We start from the raw sequence: 16,128 nt of genomic DNA, 5'->3' as shown, positions 1-16,128 counted from the left end.
GCTTATCCCCTCGAATCGATACCCATCAGGTGTTCAATCCGCTGCAGCTTGATCTGCGACCAGGTCACTCGCTGCTTGATGAACTCGACTTCGTTGAACTGCCAGAGGCTGAGGGCTACCAGCGCGATCGCTAGCCCACCCATTGCGCCAGCCCTAAAGCTCCACCTCGGGAGGCTTTTTGACGGGCTCAAGTTGGGCGGCTGGAGCCTGGAATCCCCAGTCGATAAGCTCTTCAGTGTTGTCCCTAAGGCTTGGGTAGTCTGCTGAATAGCTGTCGTAGCCTGCTTGATCTGAGCCAGCTCCGTCCCAATCGGGGTGTCGGGAGCCCATCTGCTCAAGGAAGACAGCGCTGTCTCGATTTGCTGCTGCAAGCCCAGCAGTTGCCCGTCGAATCCGTTCAAGTAGTGAATGAGCCTGCTGTAGTGCTGGGCTGAGCGCTGCTGTTCCTCCACCTGCTGGCTCAGCAGCTCCAGCAGCTGTAAATTCGTCTGCGTCCATTGCTCTACTTTCTCCTCTAATCGGGCATTACCTCGGGCAACGAGCACCAGTGGATCGGATGGGTCAATGCCCATCTGGGCTGCCAGGTGCATCAGGGCATCACTGGCCTCATCGAGTTTTGACGGGTGGTGTTTTTGGGGCTGGTTGTGGGGTTGCGGCATCGGGGATTTGTCCTGCGGATTCAAAGGCGGTGTAGGCCTCCTTGAGGAAGCGTTTGACCTTGGTGCGGCTCATGGAAGGCAAGTCAGCGGCGGCTCTGGCCTCAGCAAACGTCCAGTTTTTCTTTTGAATCAGGTTGGTTTCCTGCCAGGGCAGGCGGGGAAAGTCGATGACCTGCACCTTGTGGCGCTTCATCAGCTTGTTGAGATCGCTCAGTGACGCCAGCTCGCTCCAGTCATCGCTGACCCCCCAGTTTTTGACCAGCACATGGGGAAAGTTGCCGCCGTGGCGCTCCAGGGCGATTTGAAACAGATTGAGCGATTCAAAGGTGCCGCTGGTGATAAACCAGCGCACAAAGCTGACCCCGTTTTCGGCAGCATCAAAGCAGGCCATCTCAAGCCAGTCATTCAGGGGCTGACCGACCTGGGACGGCAACGAGATAATCAGCGGTTGCTTCACGGCCAGGTCACGGAGCTGATCGGCTTGGGTTTGGCGTTCGTCATCGCTGAAGATGGCGAACTGGAAGGTCAGATCGCCATAGCGGTTGGCGACATCGGGGTTATAGCGGTCTGCTTCGACGGGGATGAAGTCGATGTTGCGATCGAGGAAGTATTGGATCAGGGTGCTGCAGACAAAGCTTTTGCCGACACCGCCCTTATCGCCATCGACGAGATGGATACAGGCCATTTACGGTCTCCTTAAGTTGAATGAGGATTGAATTTCGGATGGGGGTTTACGCTGGGATGTACCCAATTCTTTCTGAGGACTGGCGGGAAGATTATCGCTAGGGTTTACGGCATCATTAGTCGAGATCTCCTGAGACATTTCATCAGCTTCTGGCTGTTCTTCAGAAGGTTGGTTTTGTGGTGAATCATTAGATTTATCGGCAGTGATTGAAGAGTCTATTCCTGAATGATCTGATTGTTCTCCAGATTGGTTGACTCGGGTTTCAGGGGTCTTCCTATCTTGTTTAAATGACTTAGGTTTTGGTTTATTAGTCTTCTCCTTCTTAGCTGATTTATCCGTTAACTCAAAATAGTATTGCCGAACACTCGCAGCACTAATGTCGAGTTCTCCGCCTGTGACTTCTTGGAGCATCAGCGCAATCTTTTCCCAACTCACCTTGTAGCGTCTGGCTTTGCTAATGGGCTTCAGCGACTTTTTGACCATTTCCTTCAAGGTGAAATCGTCTTGCCAACTGGCATCGACTGAACTCAGACGCTCATGGAAGTCTTGGAGCGATTGCTTATTGAACTTAAGAGCCACCGTACTTGTCCATGCAGTGATTTCATCATGGGGGATAGCCCAGAGAATTTTGTGGCAGTTATAGGAAAACTTTATGGCAATGTTGAGATGATTTTGAAAAAGGTAGTGACAAAATCTCCCGGATGCGTACACTGAAATTTATGGAGGCTTTTTGAAAGGGTTGGATTAACGGATAGTCCATCGAGCTGTTTTCTCAATGAATCTCAGCTTGAGGCCTTTTCTAGAACGTCTCCTATCTTTTTCAAAGCCTTAGCTTGCAGTGCGTCTCAGCGTTAACTTTTTCCTGCTCCTCAATGGATAAATTTCCCGGGTTCCAGTAGGGGCTTTTATCTCAGTATCGTCTTCGAAGTTACATCTGGATAATGCTCAAAGTAACCTCCAGGGTAGTTCTTGGAATAGATCTCAGAGTAGTTCCTGGAGTATGTCTCGCCTTTATCGGTGGGGTAGTCCCTAAAGTTGTCGCTGGAGTAGTTCTCGGAATTGTCGCTGGGGTAGACCCGGACGTTATCGGTGGGAGGAGGGCTGGGAGGACAGCAAGCTGTGGCCATTTCCTGGAGTTTTAGCCATGCCAAAAACCACAAAACGAACAGAAACCATTGAGGTGCAATGCACCCCCGAACAGAAGGCTCAGATCCGGCAGTATGCGGTCGGGGCCGGAACCAGCATGAGCACCTATCTGCTGGACTGCGGCCTGAAGCGGCGGCGGCAGGTAGAGGGGCCGCTCATTAACCTGAGCCTGTTTCAACAGCTCGCAGAACTCACAGAAGCCCTCAAGAGCAAGGGGCAAGGTCATCAGCTTGAAGATGTCCTGGAACTCATTTGGGAGGTGCGGCGAGAGATTGCGCTGAGAAGACTAGGTGACGCTATCGAAAAGGTATTACCAAAATCATGAACATCAACTATTCCAAAGGTTCCAACCCTTACGGGCTAACGAGCTATGTCCTATCCCCTGAGAAACAGGAGCAAGCACAAGCTGAGCCCATCCTGGCAACTAACATGGTGGGGCTAAATGCTGAGGAACTGGCGGAGGAATTCCGCTTTGTCCATGACTACAACCCTCGGGTAAAAAAGACGATGGTGCATTACTCGGTGAGCTTGTCGCCCCAGGAGCATAAGAGCCCAGAGGAGATCAGCGCCATTTCCAACGCCGTGCTGGAAAGGACTGGACATCAAAACTGCCAGTATTTTGTGGTGGAGCACCACGATCGTCAGGCGCGACATCAGGTGCAGCATTGGCATATTGTCACCAGTGCCGTCGATATGGGTGCCCGGTGGGTCAATGATGCGTTTATCAAAATTCGACTGAAGCATCTAGAGCGGGAACTGGAGGAAGCCTTTGACCTAGAGCAGACGAAGGTTCGGGCTAAGCCCGACCGCTACAACCTGACCACAGGAGAATACCGGCTGAAGGAACGTACCGGCGGGGAACTGACGAAGGAGAAGCTGTGGCGGTCGCTCCAGCAGCACACCGCAGACCAGCCCTCGATGCTGATGTTGGTAACCCGGTTGAAGGCGGAGGATATCTCTGTGCGGCTCTATGCCCGCGACGGCCAGATCGATGGCATTAGCTATGGCTTAGACGGAATGGCTTTTCCAGGTTACAAGCTAGGAGCAGCCTATTCGTTCAAAGGATTACAACGGCATCTGGGGGTAGACCATGCCCCCGAACAAGATGAACTGCTCCGACGGGTGAATCTGCTGACGGCCCAGCAGTGCAGGCAGTTGCTGAGACAGTCCCAAGACCACGGCCCAGTATTACCTCAGGCGCAAGAAAGCTCCATGGGGCAACTTGATTTGGCCCGCTATATTTTACCGATCGCGATGCAGATTTTTGCCCTCAACCATCAGGCTGGAGCCACGCAAGAAGTAACCCCAGGGGGCTGGCGGCTATCAGGGAAGCGCTATGCGTCTGACTACAATCTAATGTCCCACGAGTTCTCGCTGAAGTCTTTGGGAGCCAGGCCACTCAAGATTGATGGACAACTTGAGGCAGACTCGATCCGGATTACAGCAGCATCAGGGATTCAGGAACGGGATCTATTGGCCTTTCAGGATATGCAGCGAATCCTAGCAGCAGTTGCCCCAATTCATCTGCATGAGACGATGCGTTTAAGGGCAGGTCAAACTGCCTTAACCCCCTAAACGTCACAGTGCGGGTTTTCTACAATCCGAGGCTGTTCCAGCGGCTGGTTTTTTGTGTCGGGGGTGATTGGGGTAGCGCTAAACCTCAACCGGGTCGCTGATGTCATCTACTACGGTGATTCGCGAAAAAGACATCGGTACTCTAGATCAGTTATTGATGCCCCCGGCCCAAAGTTGGGAGATCCGACGATTTGCAGGTGGACCTGCTGATGTTGATGGTGCCCCCCTGTAACGATTGGTATCTGGTGTTTACCGGCATTGCCAAGGGCAATGTCAGCTTCGCAACGGCGCTACTAACGCTGAATTTTGTCTTGCAGATGCTGCTATTGCCCGTTGATTTGGCCCTATTTGCCTAGGCGCTGGTTCGCCTCACCACAGGGAGATTTGAGAGCTAGAGCGATCGCTGGGCGTACTGCAAAATGCCTGCGGCAATGCCCTGAGCCATACGGCTGCACCAGGCTGGGTCGTTGAAATTACGGGCATCTTGAGCCCCGGTGACAAACCCGGTCTCGACCAGAACCGATGGCATAGAGGTGTTTACGAGGACGTGAAAACGAGCCTGGCGTACCCCGCGATCGGGTATGGTCACCAGACTCAAGATTGATTGATGAATCACCTGGGCAAGACGATTCCCTGAACTGTGGTAGTAGGTCTCAAGCCCGTTTACCTCGGGCCTACTCAGGCTGATGGAGTTGGCGTGAATGCTAACAAAGAGATCAGCATTGGCCTGCTCGGCAATTTGCACCCGAGGCTCTAGGCCAATCTCCCGATCATCGGAGCGGGTCAGAATCACCTGAGCACCGCTCTATTCTAAAATTCTGGCGACTTCATAGGCGATCGCAGAGACCACATCCTTTTCGCGCAGGCCGCCCACGCCGATCGCCCCCGGATCGCCCCCACCATGGCCTGGGTCAATCACAATCGTGATGGCCTGTTTGGGAATGCCGCTACTCGGCGGCGGCACCGCTGGGATAGCCGGTATCGCGGGCTCAAGCTGGAGTGGCACCACTGGATCTTGAGGCAGCGGCTGTACAGCAATAGGGGGCGACGCTGCTGCGGGTGCCTGGGCCGGTGCCGCGACTGAGCTGGCTGGAACGGCAGCGATGGCGATTCCCCTGGGCGGCAAAATTATAATGCCGCTGCCGTTGCTGACCGAGGCTTGCCAGTCGGCGCTGTTGGCGGGCACCGTGAGGGTAATTTGCAGGGTCGGTACTGCCGCACTCACCGGCTGAATACTCCAGGCGGTGACCCCAAACTCATTGGCGGGGAGGGTTTGGCCGGTTAGGGCCGCTGCTACGGCAGCATTTTCGAGCTGAAGTACTACCTGAGTGCCACTGCTGCGCACGATCGTCATCATTGGGCTTGCCCCGGATGTGCGGATAAAAAAGCCGTCAGGGGTGGTGCGCACCCCTTCGACCTGGGTAGCGGCTCCAGCGACTGGGGTGGCATTGACTTGGCTGGGGTTGGCTTGAGGGGACGCTCCACCCTGGGGTGGGGGCAGTTGCACCACCCACTGCTGCGGCGTTTCCCCTCGTACCACAACTTGGTCTGGGTTGAGGGTGTAGCCAGGGGCTAGCTCAATCATCAGCCGGGTCGTTTGGGCATCAAACTGCCCGATGCGAATAGCTTGAACAGCGCCGCCAACGGTCTGGTTAATTGTCCGCTGCTCTAGGGTGGTGCCGGACAAGTCCACCACAATGCGAGTGGGGTTAAAAAGAAGCTGCGCTCTGGGCTGCACGGCGGCATCGGTCGAAAACTCCAGCCGGTTTTGCTGAGGGTCAAAGTGCCAAGTCCTAAACTGAGCCGCTTCGACTGGAAGCGCCAGCAGTAACCCACCTACCATGCCGATTAGACTCACCAGCGGTCGATATTGTTTCATGCAGCATCTCACAGTGTGCTGAGTCAGCCTTTGATTTTGCCTGATTTTATGGCATCAAGATCGCCCCTTTCATCTTGTTTCAAAGAAAATCTTATCCTCAAAACGGTCGTTACACTGGAGGGGAGCAGGTTCTGCCCCAAGCGTAAAGGCTCGCCTCAGAAACGCCAAAATCTCGGATTCATTGGGGTTAGTTCAGCTTGTAAAGCGTCACAAGACGCTGGTTTGGAGTGTTGCCTGGGCCTTACGGTACAGACTCGCGGTTAAGACCCATAGCTCAGTCGTGCGGGTAGGAGAAAAGCCATGCAAACCCAAAGAATGTTAGCAGTAGCTCTAGGAATGGCCCTTGTGGTAGCTCCTGGAAGTGCAGTGGGGATGCGGCCTGCCCACGCGGTGGAGCAAGCTGCCGTCAATCTTCTCATTCAAGGCCGACAGCAGGCAGAGCAGGGGCAACTAGAGGCGGCGATCGCAACCTACAGCCAGGCCATTCAAGCCGATGCCACCAGTGCTGAGGCCTATTTCCATCGCGGCATTGCCTACCACGACCTGGGCGATTATCAGCTCGCCATTGCTGACTTCTCCAGAGCGCTTCAGCTTCGCCCCGACCATCCAGAAACCCTGTACAACCGGGGAGAGGCCTACGCTCATATGACCAATGCCGAGGCGGCGATCGCCGATCTGACCCAGACCATTGAGCTAGCCCCTGATGTTGTCCAGCCCTATCTAGATCGCGGCCTTGTCTTGGCTTCCACCGGCAACTTACCCCAGGCCCTCAGCGACCTAGATGCTGCGATTGCCCTGGCCCCAGACAATGCCGATGCCCACTATAACCGGGGCAAAATCTATACCGAACTGGGCAATGCCGCAGCCGCCCTCTCAGACTTCAATACCGCGCTTCGCCTCAATCCTGAGTTAGCTGAAGCCTACGGCAATCGCGGTATCTTGCAGTACCAGCTCGGTGACCCTCAAGCTGCCATGGCCGATTTGCGCCAGGCGGCGGCGCTGTTTCAGGCCCAGGGCGATCGCCAAGGCTATCAGCAAACCCTGTACTTCATGCAGCAGGTGCAGCATGGGAGCGAGCAAACCCCGTGAGGCTAATGCTCTCAATCCACTGAACAGATGTTCAGTGGTAACGATTCTCAGTATCTTAGAGAAAAGTGAAGATGGGTGAATCGGCGGTGTTGCACCAGGTGCGGGTGCTGCGATCGCAGCGTCTAGTTACCTACCGTCGCCAGGGTCGCAACGTCTACTATGGCCTGGCCGACGACCACATTATGTCCCTCTACCGAGAAGTGGCCAAACACCTGGATGAGTAACGCCATTGGCCCCTAACGAGGGTGGTCAAGCCTCAATCAGGCTCAAAGTAGCGGGCGTTCTAAAGCTTGGTCGGCCCAAGATGCCGGATCTTCTAAAGGTTCTAAATGGGTAAACACAAATGTGCCGGGTAGTGATTGGGCGATCGCCAGCTCAATTGCTTCACAGAGGTCATGCCCTTGCTTAACTGTCCAACTACCTGGCACCAACACATGTAGCGAGACAAACCGCCGGGCACCGGCCACCCGAGTTCTTAAAGCATGAAACCGGGTCCCCTCGGCCTCAAAAGGCTGCAACGTATCGGCAACAATTTGGCGCTCCTCAGCCGGTAAGGCCGTGTCTAACAGGCCCATCCCCGTTTCGCGCAGTAATCTCAGCCCCGCCAAAACAATATTTGCCGCGACAACTAGAGCAATAATCGGGTCAAGAATTAGCCAGCCCGTAATGGGAATCAGAATGATCCCCACGCCTACCCCTACCGATGTCCAGACATCGGTTAGCAGATGATGTGCATCTGCCCGCAGGGTAATGGAGCGCAACCGCCGACTGGCCCGCAGCATAACGAAAGCCAGTGCCCCATTGATCGCCGTTGCCACCAGCGATAAGACTAAGCCAATGCCCACCTGCTCTAGGGGTTGGGGGGCAAACAGACGACCCCAGGCGGCAAAGGCAATACTGCCCGCCGCCACCAAAATCAACACGCTCTCGACACCGCTAGAAAAATATTCCGCCTTGAAATGCCCAAAGGCATGCTCGTCATCGGGCGGTTTAGCCGCAAACGTTACGGCCCAAGTTGCGACGATCGCAGCCACCAGGTTTACTACCGATTCGGCAGCATCAGACAGTAGCCCCACCGAACCCGTCAACCGGTAGGCCGTTGCTTTCAGCAAAATCGTTAAAACAGCGGCCCCAATCGAGAGCAGCGTGTAAAACCGAGCCGAGCGGTTTCCCATGGTAAATCTTGAATACAGCAGAGAGACCAAGTCCTACTGCGTAAGCCTACAGCAGTTAAACGCGTTTACGCAGGAGTAACGATCAGGGTCTGTCATATCGCCCTTTATCTGTTGTAGACGCTCCAGGCATAACTGCTAAAACTAAACAAAGTATCTTTGCCTGGGGCGATCGATAGCTTTTAGGGCCGAGTCAGATAGCAGTGGCAATCTGGCTTCTCAAGCAGTGTTTCGATTAAGGCGTTCAAAGTCACGGCAGCCAACAGCCCGCCTCCAAGACTCCCTTGAATCGTAATGTAAGGAATAGATGTGGCCATCAGTCGCCGCTTGGCAGCAGGGGCATGATTAAAGCCAATGGGCATACCAATCACCAGAGCGGGTTGAAAACGCTGTTGCTCTATTAACTGACAGACGGTGAGCAGCACTGAAGGGGCATATCCAATCACCAGCACACTACCCGGTGAACAGTGATGTAATGGTTGTTGCCACCGTTTGTGGAGCCAAAAAGCCTGTTCAGCCTCGTTGGCAGCGGTAATGTGAGGATCGTCAATCAAGGTTGTAACCGGACAGCTCAAAGCGGCTAGCCGAGTTTGGTCAATCGCCGTGGCTACAACAGACACATCAGTGATGATTTCACACCCGCTGCTGAGAGCGGTGCGTGCAGCTGCGATCGCAGCTGCACTGATTCGTATGAGGTCAACTAAGCTCACATCGCCGCAGGCCAGCACCAGTTGTTGGATCAAGTGCTGGGTAATTTCAGAGTAGTGCAAGAGGTTGGGCAGCAGGCGCTGAAGCGATTCTTGAAAGGCTTCGGGGTGGGCGGTGGTTTCGGCATCAAGGCTGGCCCAGAGCTGATCGATCTGGCTTAGACCCACCTGGGTTTCTACATCAAGCTGCCTGAGCTGAGCCAGAGCTTGAGCCTGGGTGCGTTGACAATCTAGATCGCGCCCCAGCAGCCCCTCCAAAGCCGAAGCAGTATGGCGCAGGCGGGCAATCTGCTGCATTACAGCCTGATACTGTTGCTGTAGCTGGGTCATTAGGCTTGCGTCTGCGGTTGCTTCAGAGTCACTCTCTAGAATTTGCCCAATATGAGAGAGCTGAAAGCCCTGCTGCTTCAGCGCCACCACCCGCTGTAAGCGCTGTATGTCCCGCTGGGTATAGAGTCGGTAGTTGCTCTCTGAGCGAGGAACGGGCGGTAGCAACCCCAGATTGTGATAGTGCCGCACCATGCGGGGGGTGACGCCTCCGCCTACCGCATCAGTGAGTTCTTTAATGGTCAGAAATTCGGTCGTCATAGGCTTAGCTTACGCTAAACCTTGACATTGACACTAATGTCAAGGTTTAGCCTGGCAGAGTAAAGATGTCTCAGGTTGGCCCATGGTGTCTACTGCCCCGTTGCATGCGCTGTCGAAGTCTCGATTCGGCGACCTGTGCAAAGGTTTTTTCAACGAGCACCCCGAAGCGGGGGCGGCGATCGCCTGCGCGGTTTTAGTCGGGTTGGGCTGGCAAACCCTGGCCCTGGGCTGGGTGGGGGGTGCCCTGCTGTTTCTAGTGGCGGCCTATGTCATTGGTGGATTTGAGAGCGCCCGTGAGGGCTTGACAACGCTGGTGCAGGAAAAAGAGCTGGATGTAGACCTGCTGATGATTATCGCCGCCCTAGGAGCCGCCAGCTTGGGCTTGTGGCAGCAAGAGTACAACTTGATTGTCGATGGGGCCGTCCTGATTCTAATTTTTGCGATTAGTGGTGCCCTAGAAGGCTATGCCATGGGACGAACGGAGCGAAATATTCAAGGGTTAATGAGCCTGACGGCTGACACAGCAACGGTGCTCCGCCAGGGGCACGAGCAGGTCATGCCAATCTCAGCGCTGCAAGTCGGCGATCAGGTTTTGGTCAAGCCGGGGGAGCTGGTGCCCACCGATGGGATCGTGACCGAAGGTTTCAGCACGGTAAACCAGGCGTCGATTACGGGAGAATCTATTCCGGTTGAGAAAACCGTGGGCGACGAGGTCTTGGCGGGCACCCTCAACGGCTACGGCGCGCTGCGCCTAACACTCCACCAGCTGCCGGAGAGCAGCTTAATTCAACGGGTGATTCGCCTGGTGCAGCAGGCCCAAACCGAAGCGCCTCCCTCCCAAAAATTTATGCAGCGCTTTGAGCGCCGCTACGCCCAAGTAATTGTGCTGGTGGGCGTTTTGCTAGCCACGCTGCCACCCCTGCTGCTGGGCTGGAGCTGGGAGGAAACAATTTACCGCGCCCTGGTGTTTTTGGTCGTGGCTTCTCCCTGTGCGCTGATGGCCTCAATCATGCCGACCCTGCTCTCTGGTATTGCTAACGGGGCGCGACAGGGCATTTTATTCAAAAATGGGGCGCAGCTGGAGCAGATGGGTCAAATCAGAGCGATCGCCTTTGACAAAACCGGCACCCTCACGACTGGCCAGCTCGACGTGGTGAATGTGCTGGCTGACGACCCGGATCAGCTGCTCACTGTGGCCGCCGCCCTGGAGAGCCTATCGGAGCATCCCATTGGTGCGGCGATTGTGCAAGCGGCGCAGCGCCGAGCCCTGACCTGGCAAGCGGCGGTTAACGGTCAGGCTCAGATAGGTCAGGGCATCACAGGAGAGGTGGCTGGGCAGTCTGCGGTGGTAGGTAAAGCAGCCTTTGTTAGTGCCCAGGTTCAAGCTCGTGGGCAGGCCGTTGCCCCGCGTCTAACGAAGCAAAGCCAGCAGTGGGAGGCAGAGGGCAAAACAGTGGTCTGGGTAGCCCACGGCGGTACAGTGCTGGGCTTGATTGCGGTGGCCGACCGAGTGCGTCCAGAGGCGGCAAGGGCGATCGCCCGCCTCAAGCAGCTGGGCATTGAGCAAGTGGTGATGCTAACGGGTGACAATGCCCGTACGGCTCAAAGTATGGCTCAACAACTGGGGATAGATCAGGTGCATGCTGATTTAATGCCTGACGATAAGGTCACGATTCTACGGCAATTGCAGCAGCAGTATGGCAGCGTGGCGATGGTCGGCGATGGCATTAACGATGCCCCCGCCCTGGCTCTGGCCACAGTCGGCATTGCCATGGGCGCTGCGGGCAGCGATGTGGCCTTAGAAACCGCCGATGTTGTGCTCATGGCCGATCGCCTGGAAAAACTAGAACACGCTATTGGCCTAGGGCGGCGGGCACGGGCGATCGTGCGACAAAATATCGTCTTTGCCCTGGGGCTGATTGGGGTACTAATCATCGGTACCTTGAGCGGGCACATCACCTTGCCAATAGGCGTGTTGGGACATGAAGGATCTACTGTTATCGTCACCCTCAGTGGTCTGCGCCTGTTGAGACGCTAAGCAAGGAAGCAAGCTTTAAGATTTCGTTTAGAAATTAGCTCTTAGCCTGCGCCGCTGAGCTATAGCTGGCTGAATATTGTGAATAGTTGCGATCGCCAAACTGTAGCAACTGCGTAGCTATTGGGCAGTTGCTACAGTTTGGCTAAATAGGCAAACAACGGCAAAAAAAATGCAGCAAAAATGCCGCTAATTACTACTAACTCAACAGCCTTTAGTGGAACGTTTGTTCGTTTCATAAATACAGGTTCTTCGAGAATTCTTAATTGAGACCTAGCGCCCAAATCGCTCGCGGAGTTTTTCTTGTAGATAGCCTATCCACAGCAATGGCGACTCTTCAGGTCGGTATCTTGTCTGAGCCATTGACAGCAGCAAAGGCATCCCGCCGACCTTAAGACTCATGGCAATGTGGCCCAACAGCGTTAGCAATAGCACCAGCCAAGCTGTCAAATGCAGTCGGTACCAAACATGATATAGCTCGCCAGCGGGCAACCATGCCTCTTGCATCATTCTGCCGGTAACTACAGCTAATGTGCTAGCTAAGAGCATGGCGGTGTTTAAAAGTCGCTGAAGATTGACCCACCAACCGGGTTTACCTACTTGATGCGTGAGCCGCACCCAAAAGTCAGGAAACAATAATCGTCGATATCCCCAATGAAAACTATAAATAGCAAGAGCGGGGAATATTAGCAAAAAGAAAAGACCAAACGTACCATGAATGCCTTGAATATCTGGCAGCGAAGGTAAAGGAATAGAGCCAAACCGACCGTCATAGGTGTTGTAAACTAGAAAGCCGGTGAGCAAAGCACCAATCGCCAGTAAGCCAGCAATGCTGTGCAAAAGCCTCAAAATTAAAGGCTGATAGGGGATTGATTTGGGCATTTTATTCGAAAATATAAAGTATTTTGCCTGCCGGAGAATATCATACGCCAGGAAATACCTCCATGGCAAACAAGAGAAAATGAATAGAAAATGAAACGGGATTAGCTCAAAAATGATTGAATTATGAAATAAAAGCCTGCTTCTCATAGATTTAATCAGTATTTTTGATTACGATTAAATCTGCCATTCATGATACGGTTAAGGTCATGAAGGGGAGTAGCTTAGAGCTGCGTTGCAGCTCGATCATCTGAGTCAACATACTGGCGATGAGCCTGGTTCAGATGGTGATTAGCACCGTGAATTAACACCGTGCATTCGCAAGCGAGACCTTCACTGAGTCCACAACTGACGTGGGCTTGGTGGAGTTCTTTTGAGTATCCATCATGCCCGCTCAGGTCTACAATCCTGGAGACGAGCATGCACCCACTGACCGGATTTACCGCTGCTTTATTACTCATCACCCTATCTGAACTGGGGGATAAAACCTTTTTTATCGGCATGATTTTGGCCACCCGCCATCCCCGCCGTTTGGTGTTTGTAGGGGTTACCGCCGCGCTGTTTGTGATGACGGTTTTGTCGGTAGCGATTGGCCAGGTAGTCACCATTGTTCCTGAGCATTACGTTCAGGGGCTGACGGTAGCTCTATTTCTAGGATTTGGTTTCAAGCTGCTATACGATGCCAGTCGCATGGTCGGAGGCGGTAGCCTGGCCGATGAGCAGGCCGAGGCCCTAGAGGCCGTCGAAGAGAGCGAGGCTGAGGTCAGTAAATGGTCGGTTAGAACCGTGCTGATCCAATCCTTTAGCCTGACCTTTGTGGCGGAATGGGGCGATCGCACTCAGTTTGCCACCATTGCCCTGGCGGCAGCTAACCACCCGGTGGGGGTGGTGCTGGGGGCAACACTGGGGCATGCGGTGTGTGCTGCGATCGCCGTTGCCTGTGGCAAACTCGTCGCCGGGCGCATTTCAGAACGCTGGCTGACAACCGGCGGCGGATTGTTGTTTATTATCTTCGGCCTGGTAGCCGCCGTGGAAATGGTTTAAGGCCAGTCAGCGAAGCTGAGGTATGGATGGTGACTACAACCAAACTGTGTAGCTACTGGGTTAGCCCCTCAGTCGTCTTGATCCTAAGTAGCTAATCCAGTAGCTACCAAACTTAGGTCTGATAGACCACTAATTGCCTTAGCTTACTAGCGGTTGAGACAATAGTTTAAGTCGCGCATATCTTCGTCTAGGATAGTTTGCACCGCCGCCGCCTCGCGCAAAAACTGGACTGGTTTTGCGTGTTGCGCCACTGGGGGGCATTGTTGGGCAAAATTAGCCCGTAATACTCGCAGGTGAGGGGCATTTCGGGCACCAGGGCAAACTGGCCAGCGGGCAAACTCTGCCGCTCTATATCCGCCGCCGACAGCACGCCGTACTTGGTGAGTAGACGGAGCAAAAAACGAGGTTGCGATCGCCCGCTATCAAGATGGCTGCATCCTGGTGTGAGTGCCGACCAGTAGCGCTACGTCTCCCTCGTGCTCAACACCCTGGTGCTCGACAGCGCCTCCGGTCAACCCATCCCGGCGGTGAGACAAGGTTGGGAGTCTCATTGATCCAGCAAAACCCGCCCCTCTGCATCGCAATAGGAGCCAGGGCAGGGCAAGCGTTGCCGCCTGCCCTTGAGATTACTTAATACATTTGCAAAATAAATGCATTGAGATTTAGCCATATAAAAAACTGATGCAACAGTTTTGATATTGACATTTTACAAAACTTGCCCTGTGAGTAATCATTGAGCCATTCAGATCGTAATCTCGATGAGGATAGAGATAACTCATGGTTGCTCTCACGGATGTGCCCTCGAAAAACCTAGTACAGGGTCGGCTGAGTGTTCAGGTGGCGGAGATTGCCGCTGACTCCACGGTGCTGCGCTGCCTAGATTGGGATCGCGATCGCTTTGATATTGAGTTTGAGTTGCGCAATGGCACCACCTACAACTCGTTTCTCCTGAAGGGCAAGAAAACGGCTCTGATCGATACCGCCCATGCCAAGTTTAAAGATCTCTATTTCCGTGAGCTGAGGCAACAGGTTGATCTGCGGCAGGTCGACTACCTGATTGTGAACCACACCGAGCCTGACCACAGTGGGCTGATTGCTGATGTATTGGCCCTGGCTCCCCAGATTACGGTGGTGGGGTCGAAGGTGGCGATTCAGTTTTTGCAGAACCAGATTCATCGACCCTTTGCGGCTCAGGTGGTGAAGAGCGGCGATCGCCTGGATCTGGGCCTGGGCCACGAGCTGGCCTTTATCTCGGCCCCCAATCTGCACTGGCCCGACACCATCCTCACCTACGACAGCGGCACCGAGGTGCTGTACACCTGCGATGTGTTTGGCCTGCACTACTGCGATGACACTCTCTACGACGAGATACCCGCACTGCTGGAGGCCGATTTTCAGCTCTACTACGACTGCTTAATGGGGCCAAACGCCCGCTCGGTACTGGCGGCGCTGAAGCGGATGGAGCCCTTTGAGCTCAACCAAATTGCCACGGGCCACGGCCCGCTGCTGCGCCACCATGTGGCCGACTGGACCGGGCGCTACCGCATCTGGAGCGAGACCCAGGCTCAGGCCGAATCCTTCGTAGCGATCTTTTATGTCGGGGAATACGGGTTTAGCGATCGCATTGCTCACGCCCTGGGCCAGGGATTGCTCAAAACTGCCACCGCCGTAGAACTCGTGGATTTGCTCGATACCGATATTGCTACCGTGCGAGAGCTGGTGACCAGCGCTGCTGGCCTGATTTTAGGCATGCCGCCGCAGTCGGCTCGTGACCTGGGGCCGATCCTTAGCACGATTTTGGCGGCGGCCCACCCCAAGCAGGCTATCGGGCTGTTTGAAACCGGCGGCGGTCAGGATGAACCGATCTTTCCCCTGCGCAACCGCTTTCAGGAGCTGGGCCTGAAACCAGCCTTTGAGCCGATTTTGATCAAGGCCGCCCCTACCGAGACCACCGACAAACTCTGCGAAGAGGCGAGCACCGACCTGGGCCAGTGGGTCAACCGCGATCTCAGCCAAAAACAAACCCAATCACACGATTCGGGGCTCGATCAAGCCCTGGGCCGCCTCAGCACCGGCCTCTATATATTGACCGCCCGCAAGGGCGACGTCAGCAGCGCCATGCTGGCCTCCTGGGTAATTCAGGCCAGCATCGAGCCCCCCGGTGTGGCGATCGCCGTCGCCAAAGATCGCGCCATTGAATCGCTGCTGCACGGGGGCGACACCTTTGTGCTCAACGTGCTGGAAGAAGGCCACTACCAGCGATTGATGAAGCACTTTCTGAAGCGCTTTCCTCCAGGTGGCGATCGCTTTGAGGGCATTGCCACCTATGCCGCCGCCAACGGTTCCCCCATTTTGGCCGAAGCCTTGGCCTACCTGGAATGCACCGTCACCCATCGGCTGGAAGCCGGAGACCACTGGGTGATCTACTGCACCGCCAGGGCCGGGCGGGTGGCGAAACCCGATGGGCTGACGGCGGTGCACCATCGCAAAGCCAGCAACCATTACTGATTTTGGATTTTAGATTTTGGCATGGCGAAATCCTTAGGCGGTGCATTACGGCCAGGCTTAGGTTAACGGCTCTCCCCAAGGGATTCTGCGGCCTAATGCACCCTATGAAACCCGTTGCACCCTCCTACCCATCAACCCTCCCACTCATCCACCCTCCTACCC

Annotated in this window: 13 protein-coding genes and 3 pseudogenes; 8 read left to right on the top strand and 8 right to left on the bottom strand. The window is 54.8% G+C overall.

The features are described 5' to 3' along the window. Positions 1-2: 2 nt before the first annotated feature. From IQ273_RS03040 to IQ273_RS03030, 3 genes are read right to left on the bottom strand one after another with little or no spacing between them, the layout of a single operon-like run. Complete coding sequence (locus IQ273_RS03040) at positions 3-659, bottom strand: hypothetical protein (protein ID WP_228052261.1); 657 nt, start codon at positions 657-659, stop codon at positions 3-5. Next, entirely contained in the window at positions 607-1,344 is a 738-nt protein-coding gene (locus IQ273_RS03035; protein WP_194021701.1) for a hypothetical protein, read from the bottom strand. Before IQ273_RS03035 ends, IQ273_RS03040 begins: the two co-directional genes overlap by 53 nt. After that, on the bottom strand, positions 1,345-1,923 hold the full coding sequence (locus IQ273_RS03030; protein ID WP_194021700.1) for a hypothetical protein: 579 nt from the start codon (positions 1,921-1,923) through the stop codon (positions 1,345-1,347). 565 nt (positions 1,924-2,488) lie between these two features. Between IQ273_RS03030 and IQ273_RS03025 the strand changes: the two genes are divergently transcribed. The 3 genes and pseudogenes from IQ273_RS03025 to IQ273_RS03015 form a co-directional block, all read left to right on the top strand. Next, entirely contained in the window at positions 2,489-2,815 is a 327-nt protein-coding gene (locus IQ273_RS03025; protein ID WP_194021699.1) for a plasmid mobilization protein, read from the top strand. Beyond that, positions 2,812-4,065 carry a relaxase/mobilization nuclease domain-containing protein gene (locus tag IQ273_RS03020; protein ID WP_194021698.1) on the top strand — a complete coding sequence of 418 codons (1,254 nt, stop codon included), beginning with the start codon at positions 2,812-2,814 and terminating at the stop codon, positions 4,063-4,065. The genes IQ273_RS03025 and IQ273_RS03020 overlap by 4 nt, the downstream gene beginning before the upstream one ends. 182 nt (positions 4,066-4,247) lie before the next feature. Then, a pseudogene (locus tag IQ273_RS03015) lies at positions 4,248-4,415 on the top strand (arsenic resistance protein); the annotation flags it as partial. 41 nt (positions 4,416-4,456) lie between these two features. On the opposite strand, the pseudogene IQ273_RS03010 reads toward IQ273_RS03015, so the two are convergent. After that, positions 4,457-5,908 (bottom strand): annotated as a pseudogene (locus IQ273_RS03010) (N-acetylmuramoyl-L-alanine amidase). A 336-nt stretch (positions 5,909-6,244) separates the two neighbouring features. Here IQ273_RS03010 and IQ273_RS03005 point away from each other — a divergent pair. Continuing rightward, positions 6,245-7,033 carry a tetratricopeptide repeat protein gene (locus IQ273_RS03005; protein WP_194021697.1) on the top strand — a complete coding sequence of 263 codons (789 nt, stop codon included), beginning with the start codon at positions 6,245-6,247 and terminating at the stop codon, positions 7,031-7,033. Between the two features lie 65 nt (positions 7,034-7,098). Next, a pseudogene (locus IQ273_RS03000) lies at positions 7,099-7,257 on the top strand (ArsR family transcriptional regulator); the annotation flags it as partial. 42 nt (positions 7,258-7,299) lie between these two features. Here IQ273_RS03000 and IQ273_RS02995 read toward each other — a convergent pair. Together IQ273_RS02995 and IQ273_RS02990 are read right to left on the bottom strand one after the other, a co-directional pair. Next, positions 7,300-8,208, bottom strand: a complete 909-nt coding sequence (locus IQ273_RS02995) for a cation diffusion facilitator family transporter (protein ID WP_194021696.1) — start codon at positions 8,206-8,208, stop codon at positions 7,300-7,302. 179 nt (positions 8,209-8,387) lie between these two features. Continuing rightward, positions 8,388-9,500 carry a precorrin-8X methylmutase gene (locus IQ273_RS02990; RefSeq protein ID WP_194021695.1) on the bottom strand — a complete coding sequence of 371 codons (1,113 nt, stop codon included), beginning with the start codon at positions 9,498-9,500 and terminating at the stop codon, positions 8,388-8,390. 82 nt (positions 9,501-9,582) lie between these two features. Between IQ273_RS02990 and IQ273_RS02985 the strand changes: the two genes are divergently transcribed. Beyond that, complete coding sequence (locus IQ273_RS02985) at positions 9,583-11,538, top strand: heavy metal translocating P-type ATPase (protein WP_194021694.1); 1,956 nt, start codon at positions 9,583-9,585, stop codon at positions 11,536-11,538. A gap of 270 nt (positions 11,539-11,808) precedes the next feature. Here the strand turns inward: IQ273_RS02985 and IQ273_RS02980 are convergent, their stop codons facing one another. Beyond that, a complete protein-coding gene (locus tag IQ273_RS02980) occupies positions 11,809-12,564 on the bottom strand; it encodes a cytochrome b/b6 domain-containing protein (protein ID WP_228052259.1) in 756 nt (251 codons plus the stop codon). Between the two features lie 270 nt (positions 12,565-12,834). Here IQ273_RS02980 and IQ273_RS02975 point away from each other — a divergent pair, with 270 nt between their 5' ends. Next, positions 12,835-13,458: a TMEM165/GDT1 family protein gene (locus tag IQ273_RS02975; protein ID WP_194021693.1), complete on the top strand. Its 624-nt coding sequence runs from the start codon at positions 12,835-12,837 to the stop codon at positions 13,456-13,458. A gap of 187 nt (positions 13,459-13,645) precedes the next feature. On the opposite strand, the gene IQ273_RS02970 is transcribed toward IQ273_RS02975, so the two are convergent. Further along, a complete protein-coding gene (locus IQ273_RS02970; protein WP_194021692.1) occupies positions 13,646-13,855 on the bottom strand; it encodes a hypothetical protein in 210 nt (69 codons plus the stop codon). Between the two features lie 380 nt (positions 13,856-14,235). Here IQ273_RS02970 and IQ273_RS02965 point away from each other — a divergent pair, with 380 nt between their 5' ends. Next, the gene (locus tag IQ273_RS02965; RefSeq protein WP_194021691.1) at positions 14,236-15,966 is read left to right on the top strand and encodes a diflavin flavoprotein; all 1,731 of its coding nucleotides are present in this window, start codon (positions 14,236-14,238) and stop codon (positions 15,964-15,966) included. The last annotated feature ends 162 nt before the right edge of the window (positions 15,967-16,128 follow it).

This window comes from Nodosilinea sp. LEGE 07298 (assembly GCF_015207265.1).
GTDB lineage: Bacteria > Cyanobacteriota > Cyanobacteriia > Phormidesmidales > Phormidesmidaceae > Nodosilinea.
The sequence above is the reverse complement of the archived record's forward strand: the minus strand, read 5'-3'. Positions and strand labels throughout refer to the sequence as shown.

What these genes read in the sequence shown, in the direction of transcription:
- IQ273_RS03025 (WP_194021699.1), top strand. Translation starts at nt 2,489, where the DNA reads ATGCCAAAAACCACAAAACGAACAGAAACCATTGAGGTGCAATGCACC.
- IQ273_RS03020 (WP_194021698.1), top strand. Translation starts at nt 2,812, where the DNA reads ATGAACATCAACTATTCCAAAGGTTCCAACCCTTACGGGCTAACGAGC.
- IQ273_RS02975 (WP_194021693.1), top strand. Translation starts at nt 12,835, where the DNA reads ATGCACCCACTGACCGGATTTACCGCTGCTTTATTACTCATCACCCTA.
- IQ273_RS02965 (WP_194021691.1), top strand. Translation starts at nt 14,236, where the DNA reads ATGGTTGCTCTCACGGATGTGCCCTCGAAAAACCTAGTACAGGGTCGG.
- IQ273_RS02995 (WP_194021696.1), bottom strand. Translation starts at nt 8,208, where the DNA reads ATGGGAAACCGCTCGGCTCGGTTTTACACGCTGCTCTCGATTGGGGCC.
- IQ273_RS02990 (WP_194021695.1), bottom strand. Translation starts at nt 9,500, where the DNA reads ATGACGACCGAATTTCTGACCATTAAAGAACTCACTGATGCGGTAGGC.
- IQ273_RS03040 (WP_228052261.1), bottom strand. Translation starts at nt 659, where the DNA reads ATGCCGCAACCCCACAACCAGCCCCAAAAACACCACCCGTCAAAACTC.
- IQ273_RS02985 (WP_194021694.1), top strand. Translation starts at nt 9,583, where the DNA reads ATGGTGTCTACTGCCCCGTTGCATGCGCTGTCGAAGTCTCGATTCGGC.
- IQ273_RS03005 (WP_194021697.1), top strand. Translation starts at nt 6,245, where the DNA reads ATGCAAACCCAAAGAATGTTAGCAGTAGCTCTAGGAATGGCCCTTGTG.
- IQ273_RS02980 (WP_228052259.1), bottom strand. Translation starts at nt 12,564, where the DNA reads ATGAGAAGCAGGCTTTTATTTCATAATTCAATCATTTTTGAGCTAATC.
- IQ273_RS03035 (WP_194021701.1), bottom strand. Translation starts at nt 1,344, where the DNA reads ATGGCCTGTATCCATCTCGTCGATGGCGATAAGGGCGGTGTCGGCAAA.